The 24,852-nt window shown below is 67.9% G+C and carries 29 protein-coding genes and 1 tRNA gene; 22 read left to right on the top strand and 8 right to left on the bottom strand.

Annotation, left to right across the window (positions count from 1 at the left end):
- The first annotated feature begins 88 nt into the window (after positions 1–88).
- The 11 genes from rpsK to pncB all read left to right on the top strand — a co-directional run bounded on the left by rpsK (position 89) and on the right by pncB (position 9,065).
- A complete protein-coding gene (gene rpsK, locus ASE95_RS14140; RefSeq protein WP_056637525.1) occupies positions 89–478 on the top strand; it encodes a 30S ribosomal protein S11 in 390 nt (129 codons plus the stop codon).
- A gap of 92 nt (positions 479–570) precedes the next feature.
- The gene (locus tag ASE95_RS14135) at positions 571–1,635 is read left to right on the top strand and encodes a DNA-directed RNA polymerase subunit alpha (protein ID WP_056637522.1); all 1,065 of its coding nucleotides are present in this window, start codon (positions 571–573) and stop codon (positions 1,633–1,635) included.
- A 164-nt stretch (positions 1,636–1,799) separates the two neighbouring features.
- On the top strand, positions 1,800–2,225 hold the full coding sequence (gene rplQ, locus ASE95_RS14130; protein ID WP_056637519.1) for a 50S ribosomal protein L17: 426 nt from the start codon (positions 1,800–1,802) through the stop codon (positions 2,223–2,225).
- Between the two features lie 203 nt (positions 2,226–2,428).
- Positions 2,429–2,617, top strand: a complete 189-nt coding sequence (locus ASE95_RS14125; protein ID WP_056637517.1) for a TA system antitoxin ParD family protein — start codon at positions 2,429–2,431, stop codon at positions 2,615–2,617.
- Position 2,618: 1 nt separating this feature from the next.
- Complete coding sequence (gene map, locus ASE95_RS14120; RefSeq protein WP_056637514.1) at positions 2,619–3,407, top strand: type I methionyl aminopeptidase; 789 nt, start codon at positions 2,619–2,621, stop codon at positions 3,405–3,407.
- A 54-nt stretch (positions 3,408–3,461) separates the two neighbouring features.
- Complete coding sequence (guaA, locus tag ASE95_RS14115) at positions 3,462–5,015, top strand: glutamine-hydrolyzing GMP synthase (protein WP_056637512.1); 1,554 nt, start codon at positions 3,462–3,464, stop codon at positions 5,013–5,015.
- Positions 5,016–5,238: 223 nt separating this feature from the next.
- Positions 5,239–5,895: a hypothetical protein gene (locus tag ASE95_RS14110; protein WP_056637509.1), complete on the top strand. Its 657-nt coding sequence runs from the start codon at positions 5,239–5,241 to the stop codon at positions 5,893–5,895.
- Between the two features lie 23 nt (positions 5,896–5,918).
- Positions 5,919–6,266, top strand: coding sequence for an ArsC family reductase (locus tag ASE95_RS14105; RefSeq protein ID WP_056637505.1), 348 nt, complete (start codon positions 5,919–5,921; stop codon positions 6,264–6,266).
- An 89-nt stretch (positions 6,267–6,355) separates the two neighbouring features.
- Positions 6,356–6,432, top strand: a tRNA-Arg gene (locus ASE95_RS14100).
- A gap of 20 nt (positions 6,433–6,452) precedes the next feature.
- Positions 6,453–7,754, top strand: a complete 1,302-nt coding sequence (locus tag ASE95_RS14095; RefSeq protein WP_200918840.1) for an Hsp70 family protein — start codon at positions 6,453–6,455, stop codon at positions 7,752–7,754.
- 6 nt (positions 7,755–7,760) lie between these two features.
- The gene (gene pncB, locus ASE95_RS14090) at positions 7,761–9,065 is read left to right on the top strand and encodes a nicotinate phosphoribosyltransferase (RefSeq protein WP_056637501.1); all 1,305 of its coding nucleotides are present in this window, start codon (positions 7,761–7,763) and stop codon (positions 9,063–9,065) included.
- Between the two features lie 51 nt (positions 9,066–9,116).
- Here the strand turns inward: pncB and ASE95_RS14085 are convergent, their stop codons facing one another.
- Positions 9,117–9,323, bottom strand: a complete 207-nt coding sequence (locus tag ASE95_RS14085; RefSeq protein ID WP_056637810.1) for a DUF2945 domain-containing protein — start codon at positions 9,321–9,323, stop codon at positions 9,117–9,119.
- A 106-nt stretch (positions 9,324–9,429) separates the two neighbouring features.
- Here ASE95_RS14085 and folE point away from each other — a divergent pair, with 106 nt between their 5' ends.
- From folE to ASE95_RS14060, 5 genes are all read left to right on the top strand, one after another.
- Positions 9,430–10,056, top strand: coding sequence for a GTP cyclohydrolase I FolE (gene folE, locus ASE95_RS14080; RefSeq protein WP_056637498.1), 627 nt, complete (start codon positions 9,430–9,432; stop codon positions 10,054–10,056).
- A gap of 4 nt (positions 10,057–10,060) precedes the next feature.
- Positions 10,061–10,795 (top strand): SDR family oxidoreductase, encoded by a 735-nt coding sequence (locus tag ASE95_RS14075; RefSeq protein ID WP_056637495.1) that lies wholly within the window; start codon positions 10,061–10,063, stop codon positions 10,793–10,795.
- Positions 10,788–11,138 carry a dihydroneopterin aldolase gene (locus ASE95_RS14070; protein WP_056637492.1) on the top strand — a complete coding sequence of 117 codons (351 nt, stop codon included), beginning with the start codon at positions 10,788–10,790 and terminating at the stop codon, positions 11,136–11,138. Before ASE95_RS14075 ends, ASE95_RS14070 begins: the two co-directional genes overlap by 8 nt.
- 71 nt (positions 11,139–11,209) lie before the next feature.
- On the top strand, positions 11,210–11,746 hold the full coding sequence (locus tag ASE95_RS14065; protein WP_056637489.1) for a glycoside hydrolase family 108 protein: 537 nt from the start codon (positions 11,210–11,212) through the stop codon (positions 11,744–11,746).
- Positions 11,747–11,760: 14 nt separating this feature from the next.
- Complete coding sequence (locus tag ASE95_RS14060) at positions 11,761–12,168, top strand: holin family protein (protein WP_056637486.1); 408 nt, start codon at positions 11,761–11,763, stop codon at positions 12,166–12,168.
- A gap of 27 nt (positions 12,169–12,195) precedes the next feature.
- Here ASE95_RS14060 and ASE95_RS14055 read toward each other — a convergent pair whose 3' ends face one another.
- Positions 12,196–12,384 (bottom strand): hypothetical protein, encoded by a 189-nt coding sequence (locus tag ASE95_RS14055; protein WP_056637483.1) that lies wholly within the window; start codon positions 12,382–12,384, stop codon positions 12,196–12,198.
- Between the two features lie 143 nt (positions 12,385–12,527).
- Between ASE95_RS14055 and hslV the strand changes: the two genes are divergently transcribed.
- Together hslV and hslU are read left to right on the top strand one after the other, a co-directional pair.
- Positions 12,528–13,070: an ATP-dependent protease subunit HslV gene (hslV, locus tag ASE95_RS14050; RefSeq protein ID WP_082450158.1), complete on the top strand. Its 543-nt coding sequence runs from the start codon at positions 12,528–12,530 to the stop codon at positions 13,068–13,070.
- Between the two features lie 134 nt (positions 13,071–13,204).
- Positions 13,205–14,506, top strand: a complete 1,302-nt coding sequence (hslU, locus tag ASE95_RS14045) for an ATP-dependent protease ATPase subunit HslU (protein WP_056637478.1) — start codon at positions 13,205–13,207, stop codon at positions 14,504–14,506.
- Positions 14,507–14,555: 49 nt separating this feature from the next.
- Here the strand turns inward: hslU and ASE95_RS17750 are convergent, their stop codons facing one another.
- Genes ASE95_RS17750 through lgt form a run of 5 tightly spaced genes read right to left on the bottom strand, consistent with a single transcriptional unit; the run spans position 14,556 to position 17,938 of the window.
- The gene (locus tag ASE95_RS17750) at positions 14,556–14,705 is read right to left on the bottom strand and encodes a hypothetical protein (RefSeq protein ID WP_156348051.1); all 150 of its coding nucleotides are present in this window, start codon (positions 14,703–14,705) and stop codon (positions 14,556–14,558) included.
- A 56-nt stretch (positions 14,706–14,761) separates the two neighbouring features.
- Entirely contained in the window at positions 14,762–15,523 is a 762-nt protein-coding gene (pgeF, locus tag ASE95_RS14040; RefSeq protein ID WP_056637475.1) for a peptidoglycan editing factor PgeF, read from the bottom strand.
- Positions 15,520–16,035 carry a GNAT family N-acetyltransferase gene (locus ASE95_RS14035; RefSeq protein WP_056637472.1) on the bottom strand — a complete coding sequence of 172 codons (516 nt, stop codon included), beginning with the start codon at positions 16,033–16,035 and terminating at the stop codon, positions 15,520–15,522. Before ASE95_RS14035 ends, pgeF begins: the two co-directional genes overlap by 4 nt.
- On the bottom strand, positions 16,032–17,054 hold the full coding sequence (locus ASE95_RS14030; RefSeq protein WP_056637463.1) for a class I SAM-dependent methyltransferase: 1,023 nt from the start codon (positions 17,052–17,054) through the stop codon (positions 16,032–16,034). The genes ASE95_RS14035 and ASE95_RS14030 overlap by 4 nt, the downstream gene beginning before the upstream one ends.
- A complete protein-coding gene (gene lgt, locus ASE95_RS14025; RefSeq protein ID WP_082450148.1) occupies positions 17,051–17,938 on the bottom strand; it encodes a prolipoprotein diacylglyceryl transferase in 888 nt (295 codons plus the stop codon). Before lgt ends, ASE95_RS14030 begins: the two co-directional genes overlap by 4 nt.
- Positions 17,939–18,003: 65 nt before the next feature.
- Here lgt and ASE95_RS14020 point away from each other — a divergent pair, with 65 nt between their 5' ends.
- The 4 genes from ASE95_RS14020 (at position 18,004) to phbB (ending at position 24,010) form a co-directional block, all read left to right on the top strand.
- Positions 18,004–19,683, top strand: a complete 1,680-nt coding sequence (locus ASE95_RS14020) for a class I adenylate-forming enzyme family protein (protein ID WP_200918839.1) — start codon at positions 18,004–18,006, stop codon at positions 19,681–19,683.
- Between the two features lie 334 nt (positions 19,684–20,017).
- Positions 20,018–22,231, top strand: coding sequence for a xanthine dehydrogenase family protein molybdopterin-binding subunit (locus ASE95_RS14015; RefSeq protein WP_056637460.1), 2,214 nt, complete (start codon positions 20,018–20,020; stop codon positions 22,229–22,231).
- Positions 22,231–23,235, top strand: a complete 1,005-nt coding sequence (gene hemH, locus ASE95_RS14010; protein WP_056637802.1) for a ferrochelatase — start codon at positions 22,231–22,233, stop codon at positions 23,233–23,235. The genes ASE95_RS14015 and hemH overlap by 1 nt, the downstream gene beginning before the upstream one ends.
- A gap of 52 nt (positions 23,236–23,287) precedes the next feature.
- Positions 23,288–24,010 carry an acetoacetyl-CoA reductase gene (gene phbB, locus ASE95_RS14005; protein ID WP_056637459.1) on the top strand — a complete coding sequence of 241 codons (723 nt, stop codon included), beginning with the start codon at positions 23,288–23,290 and terminating at the stop codon, positions 24,008–24,010.
- Between the two features lie 139 nt (positions 24,011–24,149).
- On the opposite strand, the gene ASE95_RS14000 is transcribed toward phbB, so the two are convergent.
- Positions 24,150–24,503, bottom strand: coding sequence for a glycine zipper 2TM domain-containing protein (locus ASE95_RS14000; protein WP_056637458.1), 354 nt, complete (start codon positions 24,501–24,503; stop codon positions 24,150–24,152).
- Between the last annotated feature and the right edge of the window lie 349 nt (positions 24,504–24,852).

Genomic DNA, 24,852 nt, shown 5'->3' with positions numbered 1-24,852 from the left:
CCGTTTCATCTTCTTCTCCGCCGGAAGGCAGGTCCGTGGCTGACGGCCCGCTGCCCTCCGCATTGGAAATCAGGGTCAGGAATACCATATGGCACAGGCACCGCAGCGCATTCGTCGGCGCGAGCGCAAGAACATCACCGCGGGCGTCGCGCACGTGAACGCCAGCTTCAACAACACCATGATCACCATCACCGACGCCCAGGGCAATGCCATTTCGTGGTCGTCCGCCGGCGCGATGGGCTTCAAGGGCAGCCGCAAGTCGACGCCGTACGCCGCGCAGGTCGCGGCCGAGGACGCGGGCAAGAAGGCCGCCGAGCATGGCGTTCGCACGATCGAGGTCGAGGTCAAGGGCCCGGGTTCGGGTCGCGAGTCGGCGCTTCGCGCGCTGCAGGCGGTCGGTTTCCAGATTACGTCGATCCGTGACGTGACCTCGATCCCGCATAACGGCGTGCGCCCGTCCAAGCGCCGCCGCGTCTGAAGAAGGCGTTTCGCAGCCGCTGACGAGCGGCCGCGTTCATTACCCGGCTGGTTGCGTCCCCCGCGATCAGCCCAAACTCAGGGGACGAGAGCTTGTCTGTCAACGCAAAGAACTGGCAAGAACTGAAGAAGCCCAACCAGCTCGAAAAGAAGAGCGGTGACGGCAAGCGCAAGGCGACCTTCATCGCCGAGCCGCTGGAGCGGGGCTTCGGCCTGACGCTGGGCAACGCGCTGCGCCGCGTATTGCTGTCGTCGCTGCAGGGCGCGGCGGTGACGTCGATCAAGATCGAGAACGTGCTGCACGAATTCAGTTCGCTGGCGGGTGTCCGTGAGGACGTGACCGACATCGTGCTGAACGTGAAGCAGATCGCGATCCGGATGCAGGGCGAGGGTCCGAAGCGGCTCCAGCTGTCCGCGACCGGCCCGGCCGAGGTGAAGGCCGGCGACATCGCGGTGTCGGGTGATATCGAGGTGATGAACCCCGAACTGGTCATCTGCCACCTCGACGAGGGCGCGACGTTCAACATGGAACTCACCGCCGATGTCGGTAAGGGCTATGTCGCGGCGGTCGCAAACCGTCCGGCGGATGCGCCGATCGGTCTGATCCCGGTCGACGCGCTGTACTCGCCGGTACGTCAGGTGTCGTACAAGGTCGACCCGACCCGCGTCGGACAGGACCTGGATTACGACAAGCTGACGCTGACGATCGAGACCGACGGCACGGTGACTCCGGAAGACGCGGTGGGCTATGCCGGCCGCATCCTTCAGGACCAGCTCGCGCTGTTTGTCCACTTCGACGATTCGTCGGTCACCCGGTCGGCGCCGATTGGCGTGGCGGCACCGGTTTCCACCGGCGGCGAGACGCCGAGCGACACCGCGCAGATCAACCGTTACCTGCTCAAGAAGGTCGACGAGCTGGAACTTTCGGTCCGTTCGGCCAACTGCCTCAAGAACGACAACATCATCTATATCGGCGATCTGGTCGGCAAGACCGAGGCCGAGATGCTGCGCACGCCGAACTTCGGCCGCAAGTCGCTCAACGAGATCAAGGAAGTGCTGTCCTCGATGGGGCTGCGGCTGGGTATGGAGATCCCCGGCTGGCCGCCCGAGAACATCGAGGAAGTCGCCAAGAAGCTCGAGCAGGAAATCATGGGCTGAGCCGCCGGCGGGTAGCGGTTGCTACCCGCACGATGGCCCGGGCCTGTTGTTTGCCAGGAGACCCCGGTCGTGCCGGGGTGACGTATCCTGGGTGGGCTCCACGTCCCCACCTGTCCCGGGGTTTCCGTAAGACGGCCCCCTGACGAACGAAAAGGAAGAACATCATGCGCCATCGTGTAGGCGGTCGGAAGCTACAGCGTACCTCGGCACATCGCATCGCGCTGTTCCGCAACATGTCGGCCGCGCTCATCAAGCATGAGCAGATCACCACCACCGTCGCCAAGGCGAAGGAACTGCGCCCGTACATCGAAAAGCTGGTGACGCTGGGCAAGAAGGGTGGCCTGTCCAACCGTCGTCTCGCTCACGCCCGGTTGCTCGACGACGCGCAGTTGGTGAAGCTGTTCGACGTGCTGGCCAAGCGCTATGCCGATCGTAACGGCGGCTATACCCGCGTCATCAAGGCCGGCATCCGTGCGTCGGATGCATCGCCGATGGCGATCATCGAGTTCGTCGACCGTGACGTATCGGCCAAGGGTCAGGATTCGGGCCCGGTGGTCAACGACGACGAGGACTTCGACGCCGCCGCCTGATCGGGCGACCGTGTTGGCGATTTGGGCCGCTCCGGTAACGGGGCGGCCTTTTTCGCGTCTGCGGCTCTTCTCGATGCCGCGCGCTTGCCGACGCATCATCGGTTTTCGCTGCGCCACCCCAACGGAACGGTCGGTTTGAAGGTGACGCGTCGCCGTATAAACCATATATGATTCGTATGTTGATAAGTCGGTGGAGAAGCTGTGTGGGCATTGTGAAGATCGACGACGTCCTCCACGAGGAAGCGCGTCGCGCCAGCGTGGTCATGTGTCGGTCGATCAACGCGCAGGCCGAATTCTGGATGAAGATCGGCATGTTCGCCGAGGCGCATCCGACATCGTCGTTCATCGAGATCGTCGCGATGCAGCGTGCCGAGACACGCGCGGCGGCCTGAGATGGTGAAATCTCCCGACGAACTCGCCGCGATGCGCATCGCCGGCCGGTTGCTCGCCGCGGTGTTCGAGATGCTCGATGCACAGCAGCTGGCGGGCATGTCGACGCTGCAGGTCAACGATCTGGTCGAGCGCTACATCACCGACGATCTGGCGGCACGCCCGGCCAGCAAGGGACAATATGGCTTTGCCTATGTCCTGAACAGTTCGATCAACCAGGTGGTGTGCCACGGCGTCCCGGCTGCGGGTGAGGTCATCCGCGACGGCGACATCGTCAATCTGGACATCACGCTGGAGAAGGGCGGGTTCATCGCCGATTCCAGCAAGACGTACATGGTCGGCACGGTCGCCGCACCGGCGCGGCGGCTGGTGCAGATCGCGCAGGATGCGATGTGGCAGGGGATCGCGCAGGTCCGCCCCGGCGCGACGATCGGCGACATCGGCAATGCGATCGATCGTCATGCCAAGAAGCACGGGTGCGCGGTGGTTCGCGATTTTTGCGGCCACGGCATCGGGCGCGAGATGCATGAGTCGCCCGAGGTGCTCAATTACGGACGCCCCGGTCACGGCCCGACCCTGCGCGAGGGGATGACCTTCACCGTGGAGCCGATGGTCAACCAGGGCACGCGCAAGGTCGCGACGCTCGACGATGGCTGGACGGTCGTGACCGGCGACGGCAAGCTGTCGGCACAGTTCGAACATACCGTCGCGGTCACCGCCACGGGTGTGGAGGTGCTGACGCTGCGTCGTGACGAACAGCTGCCGCGGGCGCTGCGCGGCGTCGCGCGTTGATTCGCCGCGCTCGCGCCTCTTCCAAGCCGGCGGGACAGTCGCTACACGCCCGCCATGGAGCATCCCGACAACATCCTCATCGTCGATTTCGGCAGCCAGGTGACCCAGTTGATCGCGCGCCGCGTGCGCGAGGCGGGGGTCTATAGCGAGGTCGCGCCCTTCCAGTCCGCCGCGGAGGCGTTCGCGCGATTGAAGCCGAAGGGCGTGATCCTGTCCGGCGGTCCCGCCTCGGTGGTGGACGAGGGCAGCCCGCGCGCGCCACAGGCGATCTTCGACGCCGGCGTGCCGGTGCTCGGCATCTGTTACGGGCAGCAAGTGATGAACGCGCAGCTTGGCGGGCGCGTCGAAAAGGGGATGTCGGGCGAGTTCGGCTCGGCGTTCGTCCAGGTCGATCAGACGTGCGCACTGTTCGACGGCCTGTGGCAGTCGGGCGACCGCCACCAGGTGTGGATGAGCCACGGCGATCATGTCGCGGCGCTCGCTCCCGGCTTCGTGCCGGTCGCGTCGTCACCCGGCGCGCCGTTCGCGATCACCGCCGACGAGGAGCGGCGCTTCTACGGAATGCAATTCCATCCGGAGGTGGTCCACACCCCCGACGGCGCGAAGCTGATCGCCAATTTTGCCCGCCACGTCTGCGGATTGACCGGCGACTGGACGATGGCCGAGTTCCGCAGCGTCAAGATCGCGGAGATCCGCGAGCAGGTCGGCGACAGCCGCGTGATCTGCGGCCTGTCGGGCGGAGTCGACTCGGCAGTGGCTGCGGTGCTGATCCATGAGGCGATCGGCGCGCAGCTGACCTGCGTGTTCGTCGACGGCGGCATCCTGCGGGAGGGAGAGGCCGAACAGGTCGTCGGCCTGTTCCGCGGCGCGTACAACATCCCCCTGGTCCATGTGGAGGCGCAAACGCTGTTCATGGACGGGCTGGCCGGGGTCACCGATCCGGAGGCCAAGCGCAAGTTCATCGGCAAGACCTTCATCGACGTGTTCGAGGCGGAGGCCAAGAAGATCGGTGGCGCGGATTTCCTGGCGCAGGGCACGCTGTATCCGGACGTGATCGAAAGCGTCAGCTTCACCGGCGGCCCCTCGGTGACGATCAAGAGCCACCACAATGTCGGCGGTCTGCCCGAACGCATGAACATGAAGCTGGTCGAGCCGCTGCGCGAATTGTTCAAGGACGAGGTGCGCGTGCTGGGTCGCGAGCTGGGCCTGCCCGACGTGTTCGTCGGCCGGCATCCGTTCCCCGGACCGGGTCTCGCGATCCGCATTCCCGGCGAGGTCACCAGGGAACGGTGCGACATCCTGCGCAAGGCCGACGCGATCTATCTGGAGGAGATCCGCAATGCCGGGTTGTACGACACGATCTGGCAGGCGTTCGCGGTGCTGCTGCCGGTGCGCTCGGTGGGGGTGATGGGCGACGGGCGGACGTATGACAATGTGCTGGCGCTCCGCGCGGTGACGTCGGTGGACGGCATGACGGCGCAGGCGTTCCAGTTTCCCGGCGACTTCCTGCCGCGCGTGGCGACGCGGATCATCAACGAGGTGCGCGGCGTCAATCGCGTCACTTACGATTACACGTCGAAGCCGCCCGGCACGATCGAGTGGGAATGAAGCCGACCGGCGTTCGCGCTCCCGTCGCACGACAAGGCCACCCGTAGCGGCTCGCGGCGTCACGTCGGTCTCGACCCGGGGCTCCATGTCGACCACCGCCGGGGATAGTCTGGCGCGAAACAGGCGCGGAATGCCCGTTCCCGGAGCGGACAGGGCCGGACGGGCGATCTCCCCGCCCGACATGCGGGCGGCGATCGCAGCGTGAGTTCGACGGCCGCCGCACATGCCGGTACCATGGGTGTTCCGCCAGCCTGACGAGGGGCTGGCGGCACCCGATATTCTGTGCGAGCGTCGAGCGATGACGATCGCCGTTCTGCTCGCCCTCGCCGTGCAAGCCGCCGCCCCGCAACCCTCCGACACCCCGCGTTTTCGCGGGGAGGGGCAGATGCGGATGTTCGACATGATCTGCAATCACGTGTTCCCCGACGATGCGCGGATTGCGGCCGGCATGTCGAAAATCCCCGGCGCGCGGGCGTTGACCCCGGACGAATTGCGCATCTACCTGAAGGACGACCCCGGTCGCGGCTGGACGATGCCGGCGGGCACCAGCCGGATCGTCGTCACCATCGAGGCGCCGCCGGTGCACGCCTGCGCGGTCCGCATCGGCAATACCGACGGCATCATCGACGAAGGACGGTGGCAGCAACTGCTCACCGCCGCCCAGGCGCGCAGCGGCGGTGATTTCACCGTCATGCCGCCGCAGACCTTCGCGGTCGGCGATCTGCGTACCGAGGCCAGCGGCGTGCAGAAGCAGGCCGCGGACGGCTCGGCGGAGGCCTATTACCTGCTGCGCACCAGCCCGAAAAACCCGGCAGCGGCGCGGGGCTACGGCGTTGAGCTGCGGATGGTGCGGCAGCTGGTCACCGCCCCGCGCCGCTGAACAGGCAAAACGATGGATCGTACATGACAACGCTCTACGGCATCCCCAATTGCGATACGGTGAAGAAGGCGCGCACGTGGCTGGACGAACACGGCGTCGCCTTCGCCTTCCACGACTATAAGACGCAGGGCGTGGACGCCGGGGCGCTCGACGCGTGGATCGACCGGAACGGATGGGAGCCGCTGCTGAACCGCGCCGGCACCACGTTTCGCAAGCTGGCCGACGCGGACAAGGCGGACATCGGCCGTGACAAGGCGCGCGCGCTGATGATCGCCAATCCCTCGCTCATCAAGCGGCCGGTGCTGGTCGATGGCGCGCGGATCGAGATCGGCTTCAAACCGGAACGCTATGCCGCGCTGTTCGCCTGTTGATCGGCGCTGCGCCATCGGCAGGGTCGATCCGACCCGCACCGCCTTCGGCGTTGACCGCGCGCGCGTCGAAACCTAGGAAAACAGCCCAAGCCCCCGTAGCTCAGCAGGATAGAGCGACGGTTTCCTAAACCGCAGGCCGGTGGTTCGAATCCACTCGGGGGCACCATCATCGCGACGGAGCAAGACGTGGCACGCGAAGCGGCGATCCCGGCGTTGGGGCTGGATTTCGGCACCACCAACACGGTGGTCGCGCAGGCCGACGGCGCGGGCGATGCGCAATTGATCGAATTCGCCGGCGACGCGGCGACCGGCGCGGTGTTCCGTTCCGCATTGTGTTTCTGGGAGGACGAGGCGGGCTGGAACGGCGTCGCCAGCGAAGCCGGGCCGTGGGCGATCGCCGAATATCTCGAAGCCCCGCTCGACAGCCGCTTCGTCCAGTCGTTCAAGACGGTTGCCGCCAGCCCGCTGTTCGAGCGTGCGCTGATCTTCAACCGCCCGATGCGGTTCGAGGATCTCGGGCGGTTGCTCCTGCAGAAGCTGGTGCGCCACGCCGGCGGGCGGCTGGATGCGCGGCCGCGGCGCGTGGTGGTCGGGCGTCCGGTGGAATATGCCGGCGCGCGTCCGGACGAAGCGCTGGCGCGGCAACGCTACGACCTGATGCTGCGCGAATTCGGTGCGGAGGTGCATTACGTCTACGAACCGCTTGGTGCGGCGCACAGCTTCGCGGCCCGGCTGACCGAGCCGGCGACGATCCTGGTCGCCGATTTCGGCGGCGGTACGACCGATTTCTCGCTGGTGCGCGTGGCGGAACCGGGTGCGGCCCGGCGCTGCGTGCCGCTCGCCTCGACCGGCGTCGGGATCGCGGGGGATCGTTTCGACCAGCGGATCGTGTCCCAATTGGTGCTGCCGCTGTTGGGGAAGGGTGGCCAATACCGCTCGTTCGGCAAGGTGCTGGAGATCCCCGGCGGCTATTTCAACGACGTGGCCGATTGGTCGCGGCTGGCGATGATGCGCAACCGCCGCACGCTGGAGGAATTGCGCCGCCTGCAACGCGACGCACTGGACCCCGACGCGATCGGGCGGATGATCGCGCTGATCGAGGAGGAGCAGGGCTTCCCGCTTTATGATGCGGTCGGGCGGCTGAAGCGCGCGCTGTCCGGGGCGGACCATGCGGAGTTCGCGTTCGACGGCGGCGGGGTGCGGATTTCCGCCGATGTGGCGCGGGCCGATTTCGAGCGGTGGATCGCCGACGACTTGGCGCGGATCGAGGCCGCGCTCGACGCCGCGTTGGCGCGGGGCGGGGTGGAGGCGGCGGCGGTCGACCGCGTGTTCCTGACCGGGGGATCGTCGCTGATCCCGGCGATCCGCGCGATCTTCGACCGCCGGTTCGGGACGGAGCGGATCGCGACCGGGGGCGAGCTGACCTCGATCGCGCACGGCCTCGCGCTGATCGGCGCGGAGCCGGACATTACCCCGTGGGAGGCGTAGGCGGCGATGGTCTACACAGACATCGCCACGCGCACTTGGGATCACGGCTGGCGGCTCGACCCGATCGTGCGCAGCCTGCTCGATACCGACTTCTACAAATTGCTGATGCTCCAGCTGATCTGGCGGCGGCACGCGTCCACGCATGCTACCTTCGCGCTCATCAACCGCACGCAGGCGGTGCGGCTGGCCGATGTGATCGACGAGGGCGAATTGCGCGCGCAGCTGGATCACGCGCGCGGCCTGCGCTTCGCCAAGAAGGAGCTGATCTGGCTGGCGGGTAACAGTTTCTATGGTGAGGCGCGGATGTTCGCACCCGATTTCCTCGCCTGGCTCGCCGACTTTCACCTACCCGATTACGACCTGCGCAAGGTCGACGGCCAGTATGAACTGCGTTTCGCGGGGCCATGGATGCTCACCACGATGTGGGAGATACCCGCACTGGCGATCGTCAACGAGCTGCGCGCGCGCGCCGCCTTGCGCGGCAAGGGGCGCTTCACGCTCGACGTGCTGTACGCGCGCGCGAAGGCGAAATTGTGGGAGAAGGTCGAGCGGCTGCGCGATCTGCCCGACCTCGCGCTCTCCGATTTCGGCACGCGTCGCCGCCACGGATTCCTGTGGCAGCGCTGGTGCGTGGAGGCGTTGAAGGAGGGGCTGGGCGCGCGGTTCATCGGCACGTCGAACGTGCTGCTGGCGATGGATCACGATCTGGAAGCGACCGGCACCAACGCGCACGAACTGCCGATGGTCGCCGCCGCACTCGCCCCCGACGACGCGACACTGGCGACCGTGCCGTACCGCGTGCTCGACGAATGGCGGCAGGCATATGGCGGAAACCTGCTGATCGCGCTGCCCGATGCGTTCGGGACCGCCGCGTTCCTGCGCGACGCGCCCGACTGGGTGGCGGACTGGACCGGCTTTCGCCCCGACAGCGCTCCGCCGGTCGAGGCCGGGGAGCGGATCATCGCGTGGTGGCGCGCGCACGGCCGCGACCCGCGCGAGAAGCTGCTGATCTTCTCCGACGGGATGGATGTCGATTCGATCACCGCGACCTATCGCCATTTTCACGGACGGGTGCGGATGAGCTTCGGCTGGGGGACGAACCTGACCAACGATTTCCGCGAGTGCGACCCCGACGGCGCAGCGGGGCTGGAGCCGATCTCGCTGGTCTGCAAGGTGATCGACGCCGATGGGCGACCGGCGGTCAAACTGTCCGACAATCCGGCGAAGGCAACCGGTTCACCCGAAGAGATCGCGCGGTACCTGCGCGTGTTCGGCGATGCCGAGCGTCAGGCGATGCCGGTCGCGGTGTGATCCGGCGTCCACGCGCGCGCATCGCCGTGCCCGCGACGTCCCAAGGCCCCGTCAGGCCTTCTTCAGCGCCTCGGGCTTGTGCGCGGCCTTTCCGCCATTGTCGCTCTTGACCAGGAATTGCGGGTCGTCCTTCGTCGCCTTCACCTTATGGCTCTTGATCGAGGTCTCGGACGTCAGCTTCTTCTCGACCTTGCCGTGCGCGGTGCCGCCATGCGACTTCCAGGTCACCTCGTCGCCCTTCTTCAGATCGCCTGCCATCATCCGTCTCCTCATGGGGTAACGACAGCGCCAACCCGCGAGGCGTGCGCGGGGTTGCGCGGCGGCGTTTCGTGCTACAGCCGCGCACGATGCGAATGAGGAAGCGATGAGCGACACGGTGCAGGCGACCCCCGACGATGGCGATCTGGTGGCGGCGAACGGCAAGATCGCCGTGCCCGAAGAGGTGGCGGCGGCGGTGCGCACGCTGCTGCGCTGGGCAGGCGACGATCCCACGCGTGAGGGGCTGGCCGACACCCCGCACCGGGTGGCGCGCGCGTGGAAGGAATATTGCGCCGGTTATGGCGAGGACCCGGGCGTCCATCTGTCCCGCGTGTTCGAAGAGGTCGGCGGCTATGACGAGATCGTGCTGCTGCGCGACATCCCGTTCCAGTCGCATTGCGAACATCACATGGCGCCGATCATCGGCAAGGCGCATATCGCGTATCTGCCGCGCAACCATGTGGTCGGCATCTCGAAACTGGCCCGCGTGCTCCACGGCTATGCCCGGCGGCTGCAGGTGCAGGAACGGCTGACCGCCGAGGTCGCCGATTGCATCTGGACCCGGCTGAAGCCGCTGGGCGTCGCGGTGGTGATCGAGGCGAACCATGCATGCATGACCGCGCGCGGCGTGCGGACGCCCGGCGTCGGGATGGTGACCAGCCGGATGATGGGCGTGTTCCGCGACGACGATCGCAGCCGCAAGGAAGTGCTGTCGCTGATGGGGCTGGGCTGACCGCGTGCGCGTGCTGGTGACCGGGGGCGCGAAGCGTCTGGGCGCGGCGATCGCGCGCGCGGTGGCCGCGGCGGGGCACGATGTCGTCATCCACTACGGCGGATCTGGCGATGCGGCGGCGGCGCTGGCGGATGAACTCGGCGGCGCGACGGTGCAGGGCGATCTGGCCGATCCCGCCGGGGTGCCGGGCATCTTTGCGCGCGCGATCGCGGTGGCGGGCGGGCCGATCGACGGTCTGGTCAACAGCGCCTCCGCCTTCGAGGAGGATCGGCCCGGTGCCATCGATCAGGCGCTGGCCGCGCGGCTTTACGCGATCAATTGCACCGCCCCGACGCTGCTCGCCGCCGCGTTGGCGGCGCAGGGTCGGGAAGGGTCGGTCGTCAATCTGCTCGACCAGAAGCTTGCCAATCCCAACCCGGATTTCTTCAGCTACACGCTCAGCAAGGCGGCGCTGGCCAGTGCGACCGTGTTGATGGCGCAGGGGTTCGCGCCCGCGATCCGCGTCAACGCCGTCGCCCCCGGGCTGACGCTGCCCAGCGGCGACCAGAGCGATGCCGCGTTCGAGGCCGTCGCCAGCGCCAATCTGCTGCGTCACCCCGTCGGCGCGGACCGTGTCGCGGAGGCGGTGCTGTATCTGCTGCACGCGACATCGGTGACCGGGCAGACGCTGTTCGTCGATTGCGGCCAGCGCTTCGTGAAGAGCGATCGCGACGTCATGTTCGGATCGCGCGATGGCTGAATATGCGATCATCCTGGACGATCTGGCGGTGGCGATGCGACTCGGCATCCACCCGCACGAGGCCGCGCCTCAACTGGTGCTGGTCTCGGTACGGCTGACGATCGACTATCCGCAGGCACCCGACGCCGATTCGATCGCGCAGGTGCTGGATTATGACGGATTGCGCGAGGGGATCCACGCGCTCGCCGCCGGCGAGGGGTTCGCGCTGCAGGAAACGCTGGTCGAACGCGTCGCTGCGCTGTGCCTCGCCGATCGCCGCGTGCGTGAGGTGCGGGTGCGATCGATGAAGCCGGATGTCTATCCGGACGCACGGGTGGGGTGCGAGATCGTCCGCCGACGGTAGCGCCTGGCCGCGACTGTCCTACAAACATGCGTTGCTGATATGTTCCATTCTCAACCAGGAGAACAGCAGCCATGATCGACGACCTTATCGACGCGGTGATCGACCGTGAGGGCGATTACGTCCATCACCCCGCCGATCGCGGCGGCGCGACCCGGTTCGGGATCACCGAGGCGGTGGCGCGCACCGGCGGCTATGCCGGCGACATGCGCCATTTCGCGCGCCCCGCCGCCGTCGCCATCTACCGCCGTCGCTACTGGGTCGATCCCGCGTTCGACCGCGTCGCCGATCATGCGCCGCGGCTCGCGGCCGAAATGTTCGATACCGGGGTCAACATGGGGCCGGCGGTCGCGGCGGGGTTCGTCCAGCGAGCGCTCAACGCGCTCAATCGCGGGGCGCGCGACTTTCCCGACGTCGCCTGCGACGGCAGCATCGGTGCGCGGACGCTGGACGCGCTCGCCTGCTTCCTCGCCACGCGCGGCCCCAACGCGGAGCGCGTGCTGCTGCGCGCGGTGGAGGCGTTGCAGGGCGAACGCTACCTGACGTTGGCCGAACGACGCCCCGCGAACGAGGCGTTCCTGTACGGCTGGCTCGCCCGGCGCGTCGGGTGAGGGCGGGCACGACCATGGCGATCCTCGACACGATCATCGGCCCGGTCGCGGGCCTGCTCGACAAGCTGATCCCCGATCCGCGCGCGCGGGAGGTGGCGCAGCGCGAATTGCTGCGGCTGGAGGGCACGCAGGAACTGGAACGCGTCAAGGCGCAATTGGCGGTGGTGCTGGCGGAGGCGCAGGCGCCGGACCCATGGACCAGCCGCGCGCGCCCGGGCTTCCTCTACGTGATGTACGCGCTGCTGCTGTGGAGCATTCCGATGGGAATGATCGCGGCGGTCCGCCCGCAAGCGGCGACGGCGATCGCACAGGCGATGAACGCGTATCTCACCGGATTGCCGGAACCGCTCTACGCGCTCTTCGGCACCGGCTATCTCGGCTACACCGTCGCGCGCGAATGGGGGAAGGCCAAGGCGCGCTAAGGGTGCCGCCGCCTCACTCCCGCCGGCTCACCCCCGGCGCGTCAGGCGTTGCGGGTCGGGGGGCAGGCGCATGTGCGCGCCGTGCGCCGCTTCCAGATATTCGGTCGCCATCGCATAATGGGCCTGGCACACCGCGCTGTCCTCCGCTTCTGCGGCCAGTCGCAATTCGGCCTCCGCACGGGCCTGGAAATACAAACGGTCCTTGTCGGTAATCATCCACGCTACTCACTCTCCGGCGCGCGATATGGTCGCGTTGCGCGCCGGATTCCATCGCCTGGATCATCAATCTTTCATGGCCCTTGCCTGTGCCGCGGCGGCGCCCCAAATCGCCCGGCATGAACGGTAACGATCCACACGCCATGCCCGTCTGGCATGGCACCACCATTCTTTCGGTACGGCGCGGCGGCAAGGTCGTCGTGATCGGCGACGGTCAGGTCTCGATGGGGCAGACCGTGATGAAGCCCAACGCGCGCAAGGTCCGCACGTTGGGTGACGGCAAGGTCATCGGCGGCTTCGCCGGCGCGACCGCAGATGCCTTCACGCTGTTCGAGCGGCTGGAGGCCAAGCTTGAGCGCCATGGCGGGCATTTGATGCGCGCGGCGGTCGAGTTGGCCAAGGACTGGCGCACCGACAAGTTCCTGCGCAATCTGGAAGCGATGATGATCGTCGCCGACAAGGACGTGACGCTGATCCTGACCGGCAACGGCGACGTGCTGGAGCCCGAAAACGGCATAGCCGCGATCGGTTCGGGTGGCAATTTCGCGCTCGCCGCCGCGCGCGCGCTGGTCGATTATGAACAGGATGCGGAGGTGCTGTGCCGCAAGGCGATGGGCATCGCGGCGGAGGTCTGCGTCTACACCAACGACCGGCTGACCGTGGAAGTGCTGGAATCGAGCACCTGACCCGCCAGCTCACCCCGGCGTGGGCCGGGTCACCTCGTCAGGAAGCGCGCGTGCCGCATCGGGAGCCGGCGGTTGCCGGAACCATGTGCGAGGGTCTCAACATTCGCAACATTCGCCGATCAGGGCTTTGAAACATGAACGATAATCTTACTCCCAAGGCGATCGTCGCCGCACTCGACGCGCACATCATCGGGCAGCGCGATGCCAAGCGCGCGGTGGCGGTGGCGCTCCGCAATCGCTGGCGGCGGCAACAGCTCGCGCCCGATCTGCGCGACGAGGTGACGCCCAAGAACATCCTGATGATCGGGCCGACCGGCTGCGGCAAGACGGAGATCAGCCGCCGGCTCGCCAAGCTGGCCGACGCACCGTTCGTGAAGGTGGAGGCGACCAAGTTCACCGAGGTCGGCTATGTCGGGCGCGATGTCGAACAGATTGCGCGCGACCTGGTGGAGGAAGCGGTGCGGCTCGAAAAGGAACGCCGCCGCCTCGCGGTCAAGGACAAGGCCGAGGCTGCGGCGATGGACCGTCTGCTCGACGCTTTGGTCGGCAAGGACGCCAGCCAGGCGACCCGCGACAGCTTCCGTCAACGCTTCGCTGAGGGGCACCTCGCCGACAAGGAGGTCGAGCTCGAATTGTCGCAGGCTCCGCAGATGCCGTTCGAAATGCCCGGCGGCGCCGGGTCCGTGGGCATGCTCAACCTGTCGGAGATGATGGGCAAGGCGTTCGGCGGCGGGCCGAAGCAGCGCCGCAAGCTGCTCGTCCCCGCCGCATGGGAGAAACTGGTCGAGGAGGAGGCTGACAAGCGCCTCGATCAGGACGAAGTCAGCCGTGTCGCACTGCAGGACGCCGAGGAAAACGGCATCGTGTTCCTCGACGAGATCGACAAGATCGCGGTCAGCGACGTGCGGGGCGGTTCGGTCAGCCGCGAAGGCGTGCAGCGCGATTTGCTGCCGCTGATCGAGGGGACGACGGTCGCCACCAAATACGGCCCGATGAAGACCGACCATATCCTGTTTATCGCCAGCGGCGCGTTCCACGTCGCCAAGCCCAGCGACCTGTTGCCGGAGCTTCAGGGCCGACTGCCGATCCGCGTCGAGCTGAAGGGCCTGACCGAGGACGATTTCGTCGCGATCCTGTCCGACACCAAGGCGTCGCTGCCCGCGCAATATACCGCGCTGATCGCGACCGAGGGTGTCACGGTGAGCTTCACCGACGACGGTATCCGCGCCATCGCGCGGATCGCGGCGGAGGTGAACGGCGAGATCGAGAATATCGGCGCGCGGCGTTTGCAGACGGTGATGGAACGCCTGCTGGAAGACGTCAGCTTCGATGCCGAGGATCGTCAGGGCAGTTCGCTGACCGTCGATGCCGCCTATGTCGAGCAACAACTGGCCAGCGTGGCGCGCAACTCCGACCTTAGCCGTTTCGTGCTGTGATGGATCGACAGGCGGCGGTCGTGCCGCCGCCTGTCTGGATCAGGTCATCTCAGATCAGGTCGCCGGCGACGAACAGGATCACGATCGCCGCGATCAGCAGGAAACCCAGATAGAACAAGCCGCCCTTGATCGGGCGTTTGGCCTTTCGATCGAAGGTCGGGCCTTCGGTGATGTTCTCGGCGGCGGCGTCGTCGGCCATGTGCGTTCTCCCGTAAGGCGCTTCAACCAGCGGCACGGGCGAACGATCCGGGCGGCTTACCCGGATGGCGCGATGATCGCGATCTGCCGTCCGTAGCCCGGCTCGCCGCGGTGCGTCGCGCGACGGTAGGAGAAGAACCGATCCTCGTCGGCGTAGGTATCCAGCCCGAGCGCCGCGACGCGCGTCACCCCGGCGGCGGCAAGGCGGTGTACGACATAGCCCTCCAGGTCGAAGCGGTGGTGTCCGGTGCGCGCATCGACGAAGAACCGTTCGTTGGCGGCGTCTGCGGCGTCGAACCGCTGGCGAAAGGCGTCGTCCACCTCGTAGCTGGCGCGCGCGATGCACGGGCCTACCGCGGCGACGATCCGCCCGGCCTGCGCGCCGCGCGCGACCATCGCCGCGACGACGGCGTCGGTGACGCCGGACAGCGCGCCCTTCCAGCCGGCGTGCGCCGCACCGACCACGCCCGCGTCACGATCGGCGAGCAATACCGGCGCACAGTCCGCCGTCACCACGCCGATCGCCAGCCCGGGCCGATCGGTGACCAGCGCATCCGCCTCCGGCCGCTCCGCGAAGGGCGCATCGACGGTGATGCAGGTCGCCGAATGCACCTGGTACGGGGTGAGCAGGCACGCTCCCGGCGCGACCGCCGCCAGCGCCGCAGCGCGGTTCGCCAGCACCGTTGCGGTGTCGTCCGCCGATCCCAGCCCGACGTTCAGACCGGCATGAACCCCCGTCGATGCGCCGCCGCCGCGCCCGAAGAAGCCGTGCGGCACGCCGTCCAGCAACGCGGCGCGGAACGGCGACGGCGCGTTCACAGCGTGCGTCGCATCACGACGTCGGTATCCTCGTGATCGCCGACCATGAAGGCGTAGCGGCCGACATCCTCGAACCCGTATTTGGCGTAGAAGCGCCGCGCGCGTTCGTTGTCGACGAACACCGACAGGTACATCTCGCGCTTGCCGCGCGCGCGCGCCTCGTCCAGCGCCCATTCCATCATCTTCGGCCCCGCGCCTGCACCCTGCCATGGTTGCAGCAGGTAGAACTGGCGCAGCTCGATCGCGCCTTCGCGGGGCGTGAACGGCAGGCGCGGCGGGCCCAGCTTGATGTAGCCGACCACGACATGGCCGTCCTCGACCACGGTCACCCCATAATCCGGGTCAGCGATCTCGCGCGCCCAGTCGTGCGGCGTATGCTGTTCCAGGAACGTCGCCAGATCGGCGGCGGAATACAGCATGCCGAACGTTTCGGTGAACGTGGCGCGCGCCACGCCCGCCAGATCGGCGGCATCCTCGACCGTGGCGCTGCGCAGCGTGACGCCGCGCTTCATGCCGCGAACCCCGCCGGCCGCGGCCAGTCCTTGTGCGTCACTGCGATCACCTTGAACAACTCCCCCATGTCTTCCACCAATCGGCGGCGGTCGCCCGCCACCCGTTCGCCCAGCGCAGCGGCACGCTGATCGATCCCCAATGCGCGCAGGAACTCCCCCTGCGTCGTCGTCCCGAAGGCGTCCGCGCCCGATGCGGTGGCCGCCAGCCGCAGCGTCGCCATGTCGACGTGCGCGGTCAGGTCGCGCTCGCCCGGCGCCTCGAACGGATTGGCGTAGGCATGGCCGCGCACCGCCTGCAACGTGTCGCCCACGCCCGGCCCGTCATATCCGTAGTCGATCGCCAGCGCCGCGCCGCCCTGTTCGACGATCCGCGCCGCCAGATCGGCCATGATCGCGACGCTGGCCGGCGAGGTTTCGATCACCGCGCCCGGCGCGGCATCGACCAGCCCGTCGGGGATGATAGTGTCCGGCACGCTGCTGCCCGCGATCGGCAGGAACAGCGTGTCCTGGCACGCCACCAGCCGTTCGTGCCACGTCCCCGCGCGACGCACGAGCTGGCGGATCGGCAGCGCGTCGAAGAATTCGTTGGCGACGACGATCAACGGCACGTCGGTGGGCAGCGTTCCCATGGCGTCGTGCCACCGCGCCGCGGGCACGCGCTCGGCCTGCGCGGTACGCATCGTCGGGCTGTTCTCGACGAAATGCACCGGCGGCATCAACCCGGCGCGCGCCATGACGCGCAACGCATCGGCGGTCAGCGTGCCGCGCCCCGGCCCCAGTTCGACCCACGCCACCGCCGGACGCCCGGCCCGCTCCCACAGGTCCGCCGCCCACGCGCCGATCAATTCGCCGAACATCTGGCTGATCTCGGGCGCGGTCGTGAAGTCGCCGGCGGTGCCCAGCGGGTCGCGGGTCGCGTAATAATGTGCGTTGGCCGCGGCCATATACTGGCTGATCGGAATCGGCCCGCCCAGCGCGATCGCGCGGGCGAGGCGATCGGCCAGCGCGCCTTCGCTCATGCCACGCTGTCCGCACCGGCGATCGGCTCGACCCGCGTGCGCCGCCGCGGCGCGGTCGCGATCAGGAACACGCCCGCCACGATCATCGGCACGCACAGCCACTGGCCCATGTGCAGGCCGGTCGCCTCCGCGAACTGGCGCAGCTGCGCATCGGGTTCGCGGAAGAACTCGACCGTGAAACGCGCCACGCCGTATCCGGCCAGGAACAGTCCCACCAGCCGGCCCGGCTGATACCGGGCGTCGGTACGCCAGAAGAAGAACCACAGCAGCGCGAACAACGCGATGCCCTCAAGCCCCGCCTCGTACAGCTGGCTGGGGTGACGGGCCGGCTCGGCCATGCCGAACGGCACCGTCCGCTCGAACACGATCGCCCATGGCACGTCGGCGGGCTTGCCCCACAATTCGCCGTTCACGAAGTTGGCCAGCCGCCCGAAGAACAGCCCGAACGGGACGCAGCACGCGACGTAATCGTGGATGCGCAGCCAGTTCAGCCCCTGCTTGCGCGCGAACCATATCAGCCCCAGCGACGTGCCGATCACCCCGCCGTGGAACGACATGCCGCCGTCCCACAGCCGCAGGATCGACAATGGCCGCGTCAGCATTTCGGGCGCGTAGAACAGCACGTAGCCGATCCGCCCGCCCAGGATGATGCCCAGCGTGGCATAGAACACGAGATCGTCGGCATGACGCCGCGCCATCGGCGCGCCGGGCTGGTCCAGCAGCCTGAGCAGATACCACCAGCCGAGGACGATCCCGGCGATATACGCCAGGCTGTACCAGCGCAGCGTGAACACCCCGATGGAGAACACGTCGGGGTGCAGGCCCAGATCGGAAAAATGTATGTGGCTTGCCGCTACGGCAGCCGTGAGCGCGGGCTGGATCAAGGCTTTCCCCTCGTGAATCGCGCCTCCATAAGGGTGCAAAGGGACAAACCCAAGCGGAGAGAGTGATGCGTACCGAGCTTGATGCGCGCATGGATGCCACGATGGCGATGCTGACGGGGGAGGGCGGCCCGCTGGCCCTCGGCACTGTCGAACGCTTCGGTCGTACGCTGCCGGCGATCGCCACCGCCCCGCCGACGCTGCCGGGCTGTTTCGCGCATTTCTGTACCGAGCATCGCGACAAGGATTTTCTGGTCGCCGGCGACGAACGGCTGACCTTCGGGCAGGTGCATGACGCCGCGACGCGCGTCGCGCAGGCGCTGGTCGCCGGCTATGGCATCCAGCGTGGTGACCGGGTCGCGATCGCGGCGCGCAATTCCCCGGCGTGGGTCATCCTCTACATGGGCATCGTCATGGCCGGCGGGGTCGCGACCCTGCTGAACGGCTGGTGGCAGAACGAGGAACTGGCCGCCGCCGTGGCGGAGGTCGCGCCGCGTTTGATCCTCGCCGATCCGCCCCGCGCCCGCCGGCTGGAGGGCATCGACGTGCCCGTTCAGCCGTTCGACGATGCCGAGCCGCTGGAGCGGGCGCTGGATGCGATCTTCGCGCGCGCGCATGCCGCGGAGCTACCGGACGTACAGCCGCACGATCATGCGACGATCCTGTTCACCTCGGGATCGACCGGGCGGGCCCGCGGCGCGCTTTCCACGCACTTTCAGGTCGTGCAGGGGGCGTTCAACTTTCTGGCGTCGGCGATGATGATGCTGGCGATCTCCACGCAGGACGGCAAGCCGATGGCCGCACAGCCCGCGACGCTGCTGAACGTGCCGTTGTTCCACGTCACCGCGATGGTGCCGACGTTCCTCCAAAGCTTCCCGATGGGACGCAAGCTGGTCCTGATGTCGCGCTGGGACGCAGAGGAGGCGATGCGGCTGATCGCACGCGAAAAGGTGACCTATTTCGTCGGCGTGCCCTTGATGAGCCTTGAGATGCTCAACCACCCGCGTCGCGGCGATTATGATCTGTCCACCGTCACCGATTTCGCCGCCGGCGGCGCAGCGCGCCCGGTCGAGCATGTCCGGCGACTCGACGCCGAACTGCCCGGCTCGCCGCTGATCGGCTATGGCCTGACCGAGACCAACGCGGTGGGTGCGGGCAATTGGCGAACCAATTACCTCGGCAAACCCTCCTCCACTGGTCGCGCCTCGGCACCGCTGGTCGATCTCGCGATCCTCGATGAGGCGGGCCACCACGTCCGCCATGGCGGCGTGGGGGAGATCGGCATCCGCTCGGCGGCGTGTTTCGAGGGCTATTGGGGTCGGCCGGCCGACACCGCAGCCTGTTTCACGACCGACGGTTTCTTTCGCACCGGCGACCTCGGCTATCTCGACAACGACGGCTATCTGTTCATCGTCGATCGCAAGAAGGACATCATCATCCGCGGCGGCGAGAACATCAGCTGCCTTGAGGTTGAGGCAGCGCTGTATACGCACGGCGCGGTTGCGGAGGCGGCGGTGTTCGGGCTGGCCGACGAGCGACTGGGCGAGGTGCCGTGCGCGGTCGTCCACCTGTCCGCCGCCGATGCGGCGAGCGAGGCGGATATCCTCGCGTTCCTGGGCCAGCATCTCGCGGCGTTCAAGGTGCCGGCGCGGCTGTGGCTCAGCACGGAGCCACTGCCGCGGCTCGGGACCGAGAAGATCGACAAGGTGTCGCTGCGGCGTGCCTATGCGGAGAGGATGCCCGCATAGCCGCGCGCGCCGTTCGACGCCCTGGTCCGAAGCGGGGTCGGTGGAAAGAACCCGTTCGGCGGGCGACGCCGCGGTGGTGGCGCGGTCCGGTGCAGGTCGCGTGTCGACCGGGGCGGGGTCCGCTGTCCTACATCCCCGACGATCGGCTACGATCCCGGCATGGCGACCCGCGTTCCGTCCCTGCTTCATTCCAGACACGTTCACCGGCGTTCCCGTGGAATGATTTCAGCGCCGACGTGGTGTGAAGTTTGTCAACTTCCACGCCGCACCCGCGCCCGGATCGCCGACGACGAAGCCCCTTCCACCCCGTCCCGGTCGTCGCTAACCCGGCGTCATGGTGGACGTTACGCGGCGCAGGCTTCTCGTATCCGGCGGTGTCGGCGTGGGGCTGGTGGTCGCATGGGCGGCGTGGCCGCGCACCTATTTGCCCAATTTGGCCGCCGCGCCCGGCGAGCAGGTCTTCAACGCGTTCGTGAAGATCGCGCGCGACGGGCGGGTGACGGTGGCGGTCCCGCAATGCGAGCACGGGCAGGGCGTCTACACCACGCTGCCGCAGATCGTCGCCGACGAACTCGGCGCGGACTGGCGGGCCTTGGGGGTGGAGGCGGCACCGGTGTCGCCGCTCTACGCCAATCCGCTGGCGGCGGCATGGCTGTTCGGCGCTGGTTACGCCGGCGTGCCGGACCGGGTGCGCGACGAACGCTGGACGCGCGACGCGCTGATGCTGACCGGCGGGTCGACATCGGTGCGCCGGTTCGAGCCGCTGCTGCGCGAGGCCGGGGCGGCGGCGCGGGTGCTGCTGTGCCAGGCAGCGGCGAAACGCTGGGACGTGGACTGGCGCGATTGCACCACCGCCGACGGCTTCGTCGTGCAGGGCGCGCGCCGGTTGCGCTTCGCCGAACTGGCGGAGGAAGCGGTGGGCGGCAGCTTGCCCGCGGAACTGCCGCTGCGGATCGGCGACGAAGGGCGGCTGACCGGTACGGCAGTGCCGCGGCTCGACGTGCCGGCGAAGGTCGACGGCTCGGCGAACTTCGTCGCGGACGCGCGATTGCCGGACATGGTGTTCGCCAGCATCCGCCAGGCGCCGCACCCCCGCGCGCGATTGTTGTCGGTGGACATGGCCGCAGCCGAGCGGATCGGCGGGATGCTCCACGTCGTCCGCAACGATCGCTGGGTGGCGGCAGTGGCGAACAATTGGTGGGCTGCCGATCGCGCGCTGGCGGCGCTCGCACCGCGGTTCCAGGGGCCGGCGTTGCCCGACGATGCCGCGATCGACCGCGCGCTGGCGGCGGCGCTGGACGGCGAAGGCCACCGTATCGCCGCGGTCGGCGATGTGGAGGGGGCGTTGTCCGGCGCGCGACTGGTCGAGGCGGAATATAGCGTCGCACCGGGGCTGCACGCCGCGCTCGAACCACCAGCCGCGACTGCGCAATGGCAGAACGGGCGGCTGGAATTATGGGTGGCGACGCAGGCGCCGTCGCTCGCCCGCACCGCCGCCGCACAGGCGATCGGCGTGGCGGAATGGCAGGTGATCGTCCACCCGATGCTGGCGGGTGGTTCGTTCGGTGCCGCGCTGGAAGTGGATGTGGTTCGGCAAGCCGCGGTGCTCGCGAAGGAATTGCGCCGCCCGGTGCAATTGGCATGGTCGCGTCGCGAGGCTGCGCTTCACGACCGGGTCCGCGCTCCCGCCAGAGCGAGGATGACGGCGCGGCTCGCGCCCGATGGTGCGATCCTCGGGTGGCGGGCGCGCATCGCGGCGGCGGCGACCGGGCACGACATGGCGGCACGCCTGCTACCCCATGATCCGCTGCGGCGGGCGGCTGCGATGCTGCCCGCGGGGGCGGACGGTTATGCGATGGCTGGCGCGGTCCCGGGTTATCGGATTCCCGCGCTGGCGGTGTACCACCATCCGGTCGCGCTCGACCTGCCGACCGGGCATCTGCGTGGCGGGGCGGACGGGTATAATGCCTTCTTCACCGAATGCTTCCTCGACGAACTGGCGCGGGTTTCGGGAAGCGAGCCGATGTCATATCGGGTGGGGATGCTGGGCCAGGATGCGCGGCTGGCGCGCTGCCTCACCACGGTGGCGGCGCTTGGCGGCTGGGGTGGCGGCGTCCCGGGCAGCGGGCAGGGGATCGCCTGTCACCGCATGGCGGGCAGCGCGATAGCGGTGCTGGCGGAGGCGGGGGTCGCCGTTGACGGAAGCACGCGGATCGACCGGCTGGTCGCGGCGGTCGATTGCGGTCGCGCGATCAACCCCGACATCGTCCGTCAGCAGATCGAGGGGGGGCTGGTGTTCGGTGCCGCGATGGCGCGCGGCGCGTCGGCGCATTACCGCGCCGGGCTTCCCGGCCCGCGGCGCTATGGCGATCTCGCGCTACCGACGCTGGCCGATGCGCCCGACATCACCGTCGATCTGATCGGATCGTCGGTCGATCCCGGCGGGGTCGGCGATCTCGGAGTGCCGGCCGTCGCTCCGGCCGTCGCCAACGCATTGTTCGCGGCGGGTGGAACGCGGTGGCGGCACGTGCCGTTCAGGCGCACGTGATGCTCCCCCCCGACCACCCCGCCATTCCCCGCCCGCGTATCGGCGTGCTGCTCATCAACCTCGGCACGCCCGACGCGGCCGATGCGCGCGCCGTACGCCGCTACCTCGCCGAGTTCCTGTCAGACCGGCGGGTGGTCGAGATCCCGCGATTGTTATGGCAGCCGATCCTGCGCGGCGTGGTGCTGACCACCCGCCCGAAGAAATCAGCGCACGCCTATCAGCAGGTGTGGACCGACGATGGCTCTCCGCTGGCCGCGGTGACCAAGGCGCAGTCCGATGCGTTGCAAGGCGCGTTCGGCGACGATGTGCTGGTCGACTGGGCGATGCGCTACGGCAATCCCGCGATCGGCGATCGGCTGACCGCGATGAAGAAGGCCGGGTGCGAGCGCATCCTGCTTGCGCCGCTCTACCCGCAATATTGCGCCGCCACGACCGCGACCGCAAACGACAAGGCGTTTCTGGCGCTGGCCGGCATGCGCTGGCAACCGGCGATCCGCACGCTGCCGCCCTATTACGACGATCCTGCCTATATCGATGCGCTCGCCCGCAACGTCACCGCCGGATTGGCAGCGCTGGATTTCGTGCCCGATGTTCTGGTCGCCAGCTTCCACGGCATGCCGCAACGAACGCTGGAACAGGGCGACCCCTATCACTGCCATTGCCGCAAGACCGCGCGGCTGCTCGGCGACAAGCTGGACCTGCCTCTGACGGTCGCCTTCCAGTCGCGGTTCGGCCGTGCCAAATGGCTGGAGCCGGCCACCGACACGACGCTGGAGGCGCTGGCCGCGCAGGGGCAGCGCAAGGTCGCGATCATGGCGCCGGGCTTCTCGGCGGACTGTCTGGAGACGCTGGAGGAACTGGCGATCCGCGGACGGGAGAGCTTCACGGCCGCCGGTGGCACGCACTTCGCCTATCTGCCGTGCCTGAACGACAGCGCCGATGGTGTCGACATGTTGCGGACGTTACTCGCACGTGAACTTGAAGGGTGGGTGCGCGCCGCATAGGCTCGCCGACACGGACCGCCCGATAGCGGGCGGGTCAACGGGAGAGGTTTGTATGGCAAAGGTCGCGATCGTCACGGGTGGTACGCGTGGTATCGGAGAGGCGATCAGCCTGGCGCTGCGGGATATGGGAATGACCGTTGCGGCGATCTACGCCGGCAATGACGAGCGCGCACGGGAGTTTTCCGAGCGTACCGGCATCGCCGCGTTCAAGTGGGACGTGTCCGATTACGACGCCTGCCAGGACGGGTGCGCGAAGGTCGCGGAGGCGCTTGGCCCGGTCGACGTGCTGGTCAACAATGCCGGCATCACGCGCGACGGCACCATCCTGAAGATGACCTACCAGATGTGGAAGGAGGTCATGGACACCAACCTCGGCGGCTGTTTCAACATGGCCAAGGCGGTGTTCCCGGGCATGCGCGATCGCAAATGGGGCCGGATCGTCAACATCGGCTCGATCAACGGCCAGGCCGGGCAATATGGCCAGGTCAATTATGCGGCAGCGAAAAGCGGTATCCACGGCTTCACCAAGGCATTGTCACAAGAGGGCGCGCGCGTCGGCGTCACGGTGAACGCAATCGCGCCGGGCTATATCGATACGGACATGGTCGCGGCGGTGCCCGGTGACGTGCTGGAGAAGATCGTCGCCAAGATTCCGGTCGGCCGGTTGGGTCAGGCGCAGGAAATCGCGCGTGGCGTGGCGTTCCTGTGTTCCGACGACGCAGGGTTCGTGACCGGCTCCACGCTGAGCATCAACGGCGGCCAGCATATGTACTGACGGCTTCGGCCGGTGCCACGCGGCACGCGGCCCGGCATGAAATAACGCGAGCCCGGCACCATCGGTACCGGGCTCGCGCCCTCATACTCTACGCGAGGGAAACACTAGCGCGCGCCCGGAAGCCGGGCGGCCCATCCGTTCAGCGGCAAGAACGCGAATTGTTCGACTTCTCGATCGCATTGCCCGCTACCGCGCCGCCGACACCACCCAGCACCGTGCCGAGCGTACGGTCACCGCGCGAGTCGATCACCCGCCCCAGCAGGCCACCCGCGATCGCGCCGACGACGGTACCGGTCGTGCCATTCGAGCAACGACGGTTGTAATTGTAGCGGCGATCGTTGCCGCGGTAGTCGCGGCGATCGTAATAGCCGCGGTCGTTGTCGTAGCGGCTGTAACGGCTCTCACGATAGCGCTGCGCATCTGCCGCGGTCGGGACGACGGCTGCGGCACCCATTGCGAGAGCGGCACCGGCGAGTGCGAGATTCTTGAACATCGATCGTCTCCCGTTTGTCATTTCGTACGGCGGTTTCCCGTCGATGAGATGCTTATGGGTGATTCGCATTGAGCCGAGCCTGAATGCGTCCGTTATCGAAGGTTCATCCTTCCGATCATTGCCGCGACGATGCCCGATACGGGTCGGATCTCGGCCGACGCCCTGACGATCGTCTTGCCGCCGGGCTACCAAACGGGGAGTGGGTCGCTGCGGCTGCACGGAGCGCGTGCCTTGCCCGCCCGTTCATCACGTCGACGATAGGCGAAGATCGAAGTCGGTCGGCATGCGTGGCGACTGGCGGGGTACTGCGCAGCAATCATCGTCCGCCGCAGCCGGGCGCGAATCATCG

The organism is Sphingomonas sp. Leaf231, from assembly GCF_001421995.1.
GTDB lineage: Bacteria > Pseudomonadota > Alphaproteobacteria > Sphingomonadales > Sphingomonadaceae > Sphingomonas.
Note: the sequence above shows the minus strand (reverse complement) of the source record. Positions and strands in the feature narration are given on the sequence as shown.

Excerpts from the sequence above, each read along its gene's own strand:
- rpsK (WP_056637525.1), top strand. The coding sequence starts at position 89 with ATGGCACAGGCACCGCAGCGCATTCGTCGGCGCGAGCGCAAGAACATC.
- rplQ (WP_056637519.1), top strand. The coding sequence starts at position 1,800 with ATGCGCCATCGTGTAGGCGGTCGGAAGCTACAGCGTACCTCGGCACAT.
- map (WP_056637514.1), top strand. The coding sequence starts at position 2,619 with ATGGTGAAATCTCCCGACGAACTCGCCGCGATGCGCATCGCCGGCCGG.
- guaA (WP_056637512.1), top strand. The coding sequence starts at position 3,462 with ATGGAGCATCCCGACAACATCCTCATCGTCGATTTCGGCAGCCAGGTG.
- ASE95_RS14110 (WP_056637509.1), top strand. The coding sequence starts at position 5,239 with ATGCCGGTACCATGGGTGTTCCGCCAGCCTGACGAGGGGCTGGCGGCA.
- ASE95_RS14105 (WP_056637505.1), top strand. The coding sequence starts at position 5,919 with ATGACAACGCTCTACGGCATCCCCAATTGCGATACGGTGAAGAAGGCG.
- pncB (WP_056637501.1), top strand. The coding sequence starts at position 7,761 with ATGGTCTACACAGACATCGCCACGCGCACTTGGGATCACGGCTGGCGG.
- ASE95_RS14085 (WP_056637810.1), bottom strand. The coding sequence starts at position 9,323 with ATGGCAGGCGATCTGAAGAAGGGCGACGAGGTGACCTGGAAGTCGCAT.
- folE (WP_056637498.1), top strand. The coding sequence starts at position 9,430 with ATGAGCGACACGGTGCAGGCGACCCCCGACGATGGCGATCTGGTGGCG.
- ASE95_RS14070 (WP_056637492.1), top strand. The coding sequence starts at position 10,788 with ATGGCTGAATATGCGATCATCCTGGACGATCTGGCGGTGGCGATGCGA.
- ASE95_RS14065 (WP_056637489.1), top strand. The coding sequence starts at position 11,210 with ATGATCGACGACCTTATCGACGCGGTGATCGACCGTGAGGGCGATTAC.
- ASE95_RS14060 (WP_056637486.1), top strand. The coding sequence starts at position 11,761 with ATGGCGATCCTCGACACGATCATCGGCCCGGTCGCGGGCCTGCTCGAC.
- ASE95_RS14055 (WP_056637483.1), bottom strand. The coding sequence starts at position 12,384 with ATGATTACCGACAAGGACCGTTTGTATTTCCAGGCCCGTGCGGAGGCC.
- hslV (WP_082450158.1), top strand. The coding sequence starts at position 12,528 with ATGCCCGTCTGGCATGGCACCACCATTCTTTCGGTACGGCGCGGCGGC.
- hslU (WP_056637478.1), top strand. The coding sequence starts at position 13,205 with ATGAACGATAATCTTACTCCCAAGGCGATCGTCGCCGCACTCGACGCG.
- ASE95_RS17750 (WP_156348051.1), bottom strand. The coding sequence starts at position 14,705 with ATGGCCGACGACGCCGCCGCCGAGAACATCACCGAAGGCCCGACCTTC.
- ASE95_RS14035 (WP_056637472.1), bottom strand. The coding sequence starts at position 16,035 with ATGAAGCGCGGCGTCACGCTGCGCAGCGCCACGGTCGAGGATGCCGCC.
- ASE95_RS14030 (WP_056637463.1), bottom strand. The coding sequence starts at position 17,054 with ATGAGCGAAGGCGCGCTGGCCGATCGCCTCGCCCGCGCGATCGCGCTG.
- ASE95_RS14020 (WP_200918839.1), top strand. The coding sequence starts at position 18,004 with ATGCGTACCGAGCTTGATGCGCGCATGGATGCCACGATGGCGATGCTG.
- ASE95_RS14015 (WP_056637460.1), top strand. The coding sequence starts at position 20,018 with ATGGTGGACGTTACGCGGCGCAGGCTTCTCGTATCCGGCGGTGTCGGC.
- hemH (WP_056637802.1), top strand. The coding sequence starts at position 22,231 with ATGCTCCCCCCCGACCACCCCGCCATTCCCCGCCCGCGTATCGGCGTG.
- phbB (WP_056637459.1), top strand. The coding sequence starts at position 23,288 with ATGGCAAAGGTCGCGATCGTCACGGGTGGTACGCGTGGTATCGGAGAG.
- ASE95_RS14000 (WP_056637458.1), bottom strand. The coding sequence starts at position 24,503 with ATGTTCAAGAATCTCGCACTCGCCGGTGCCGCTCTCGCAATGGGTGCC.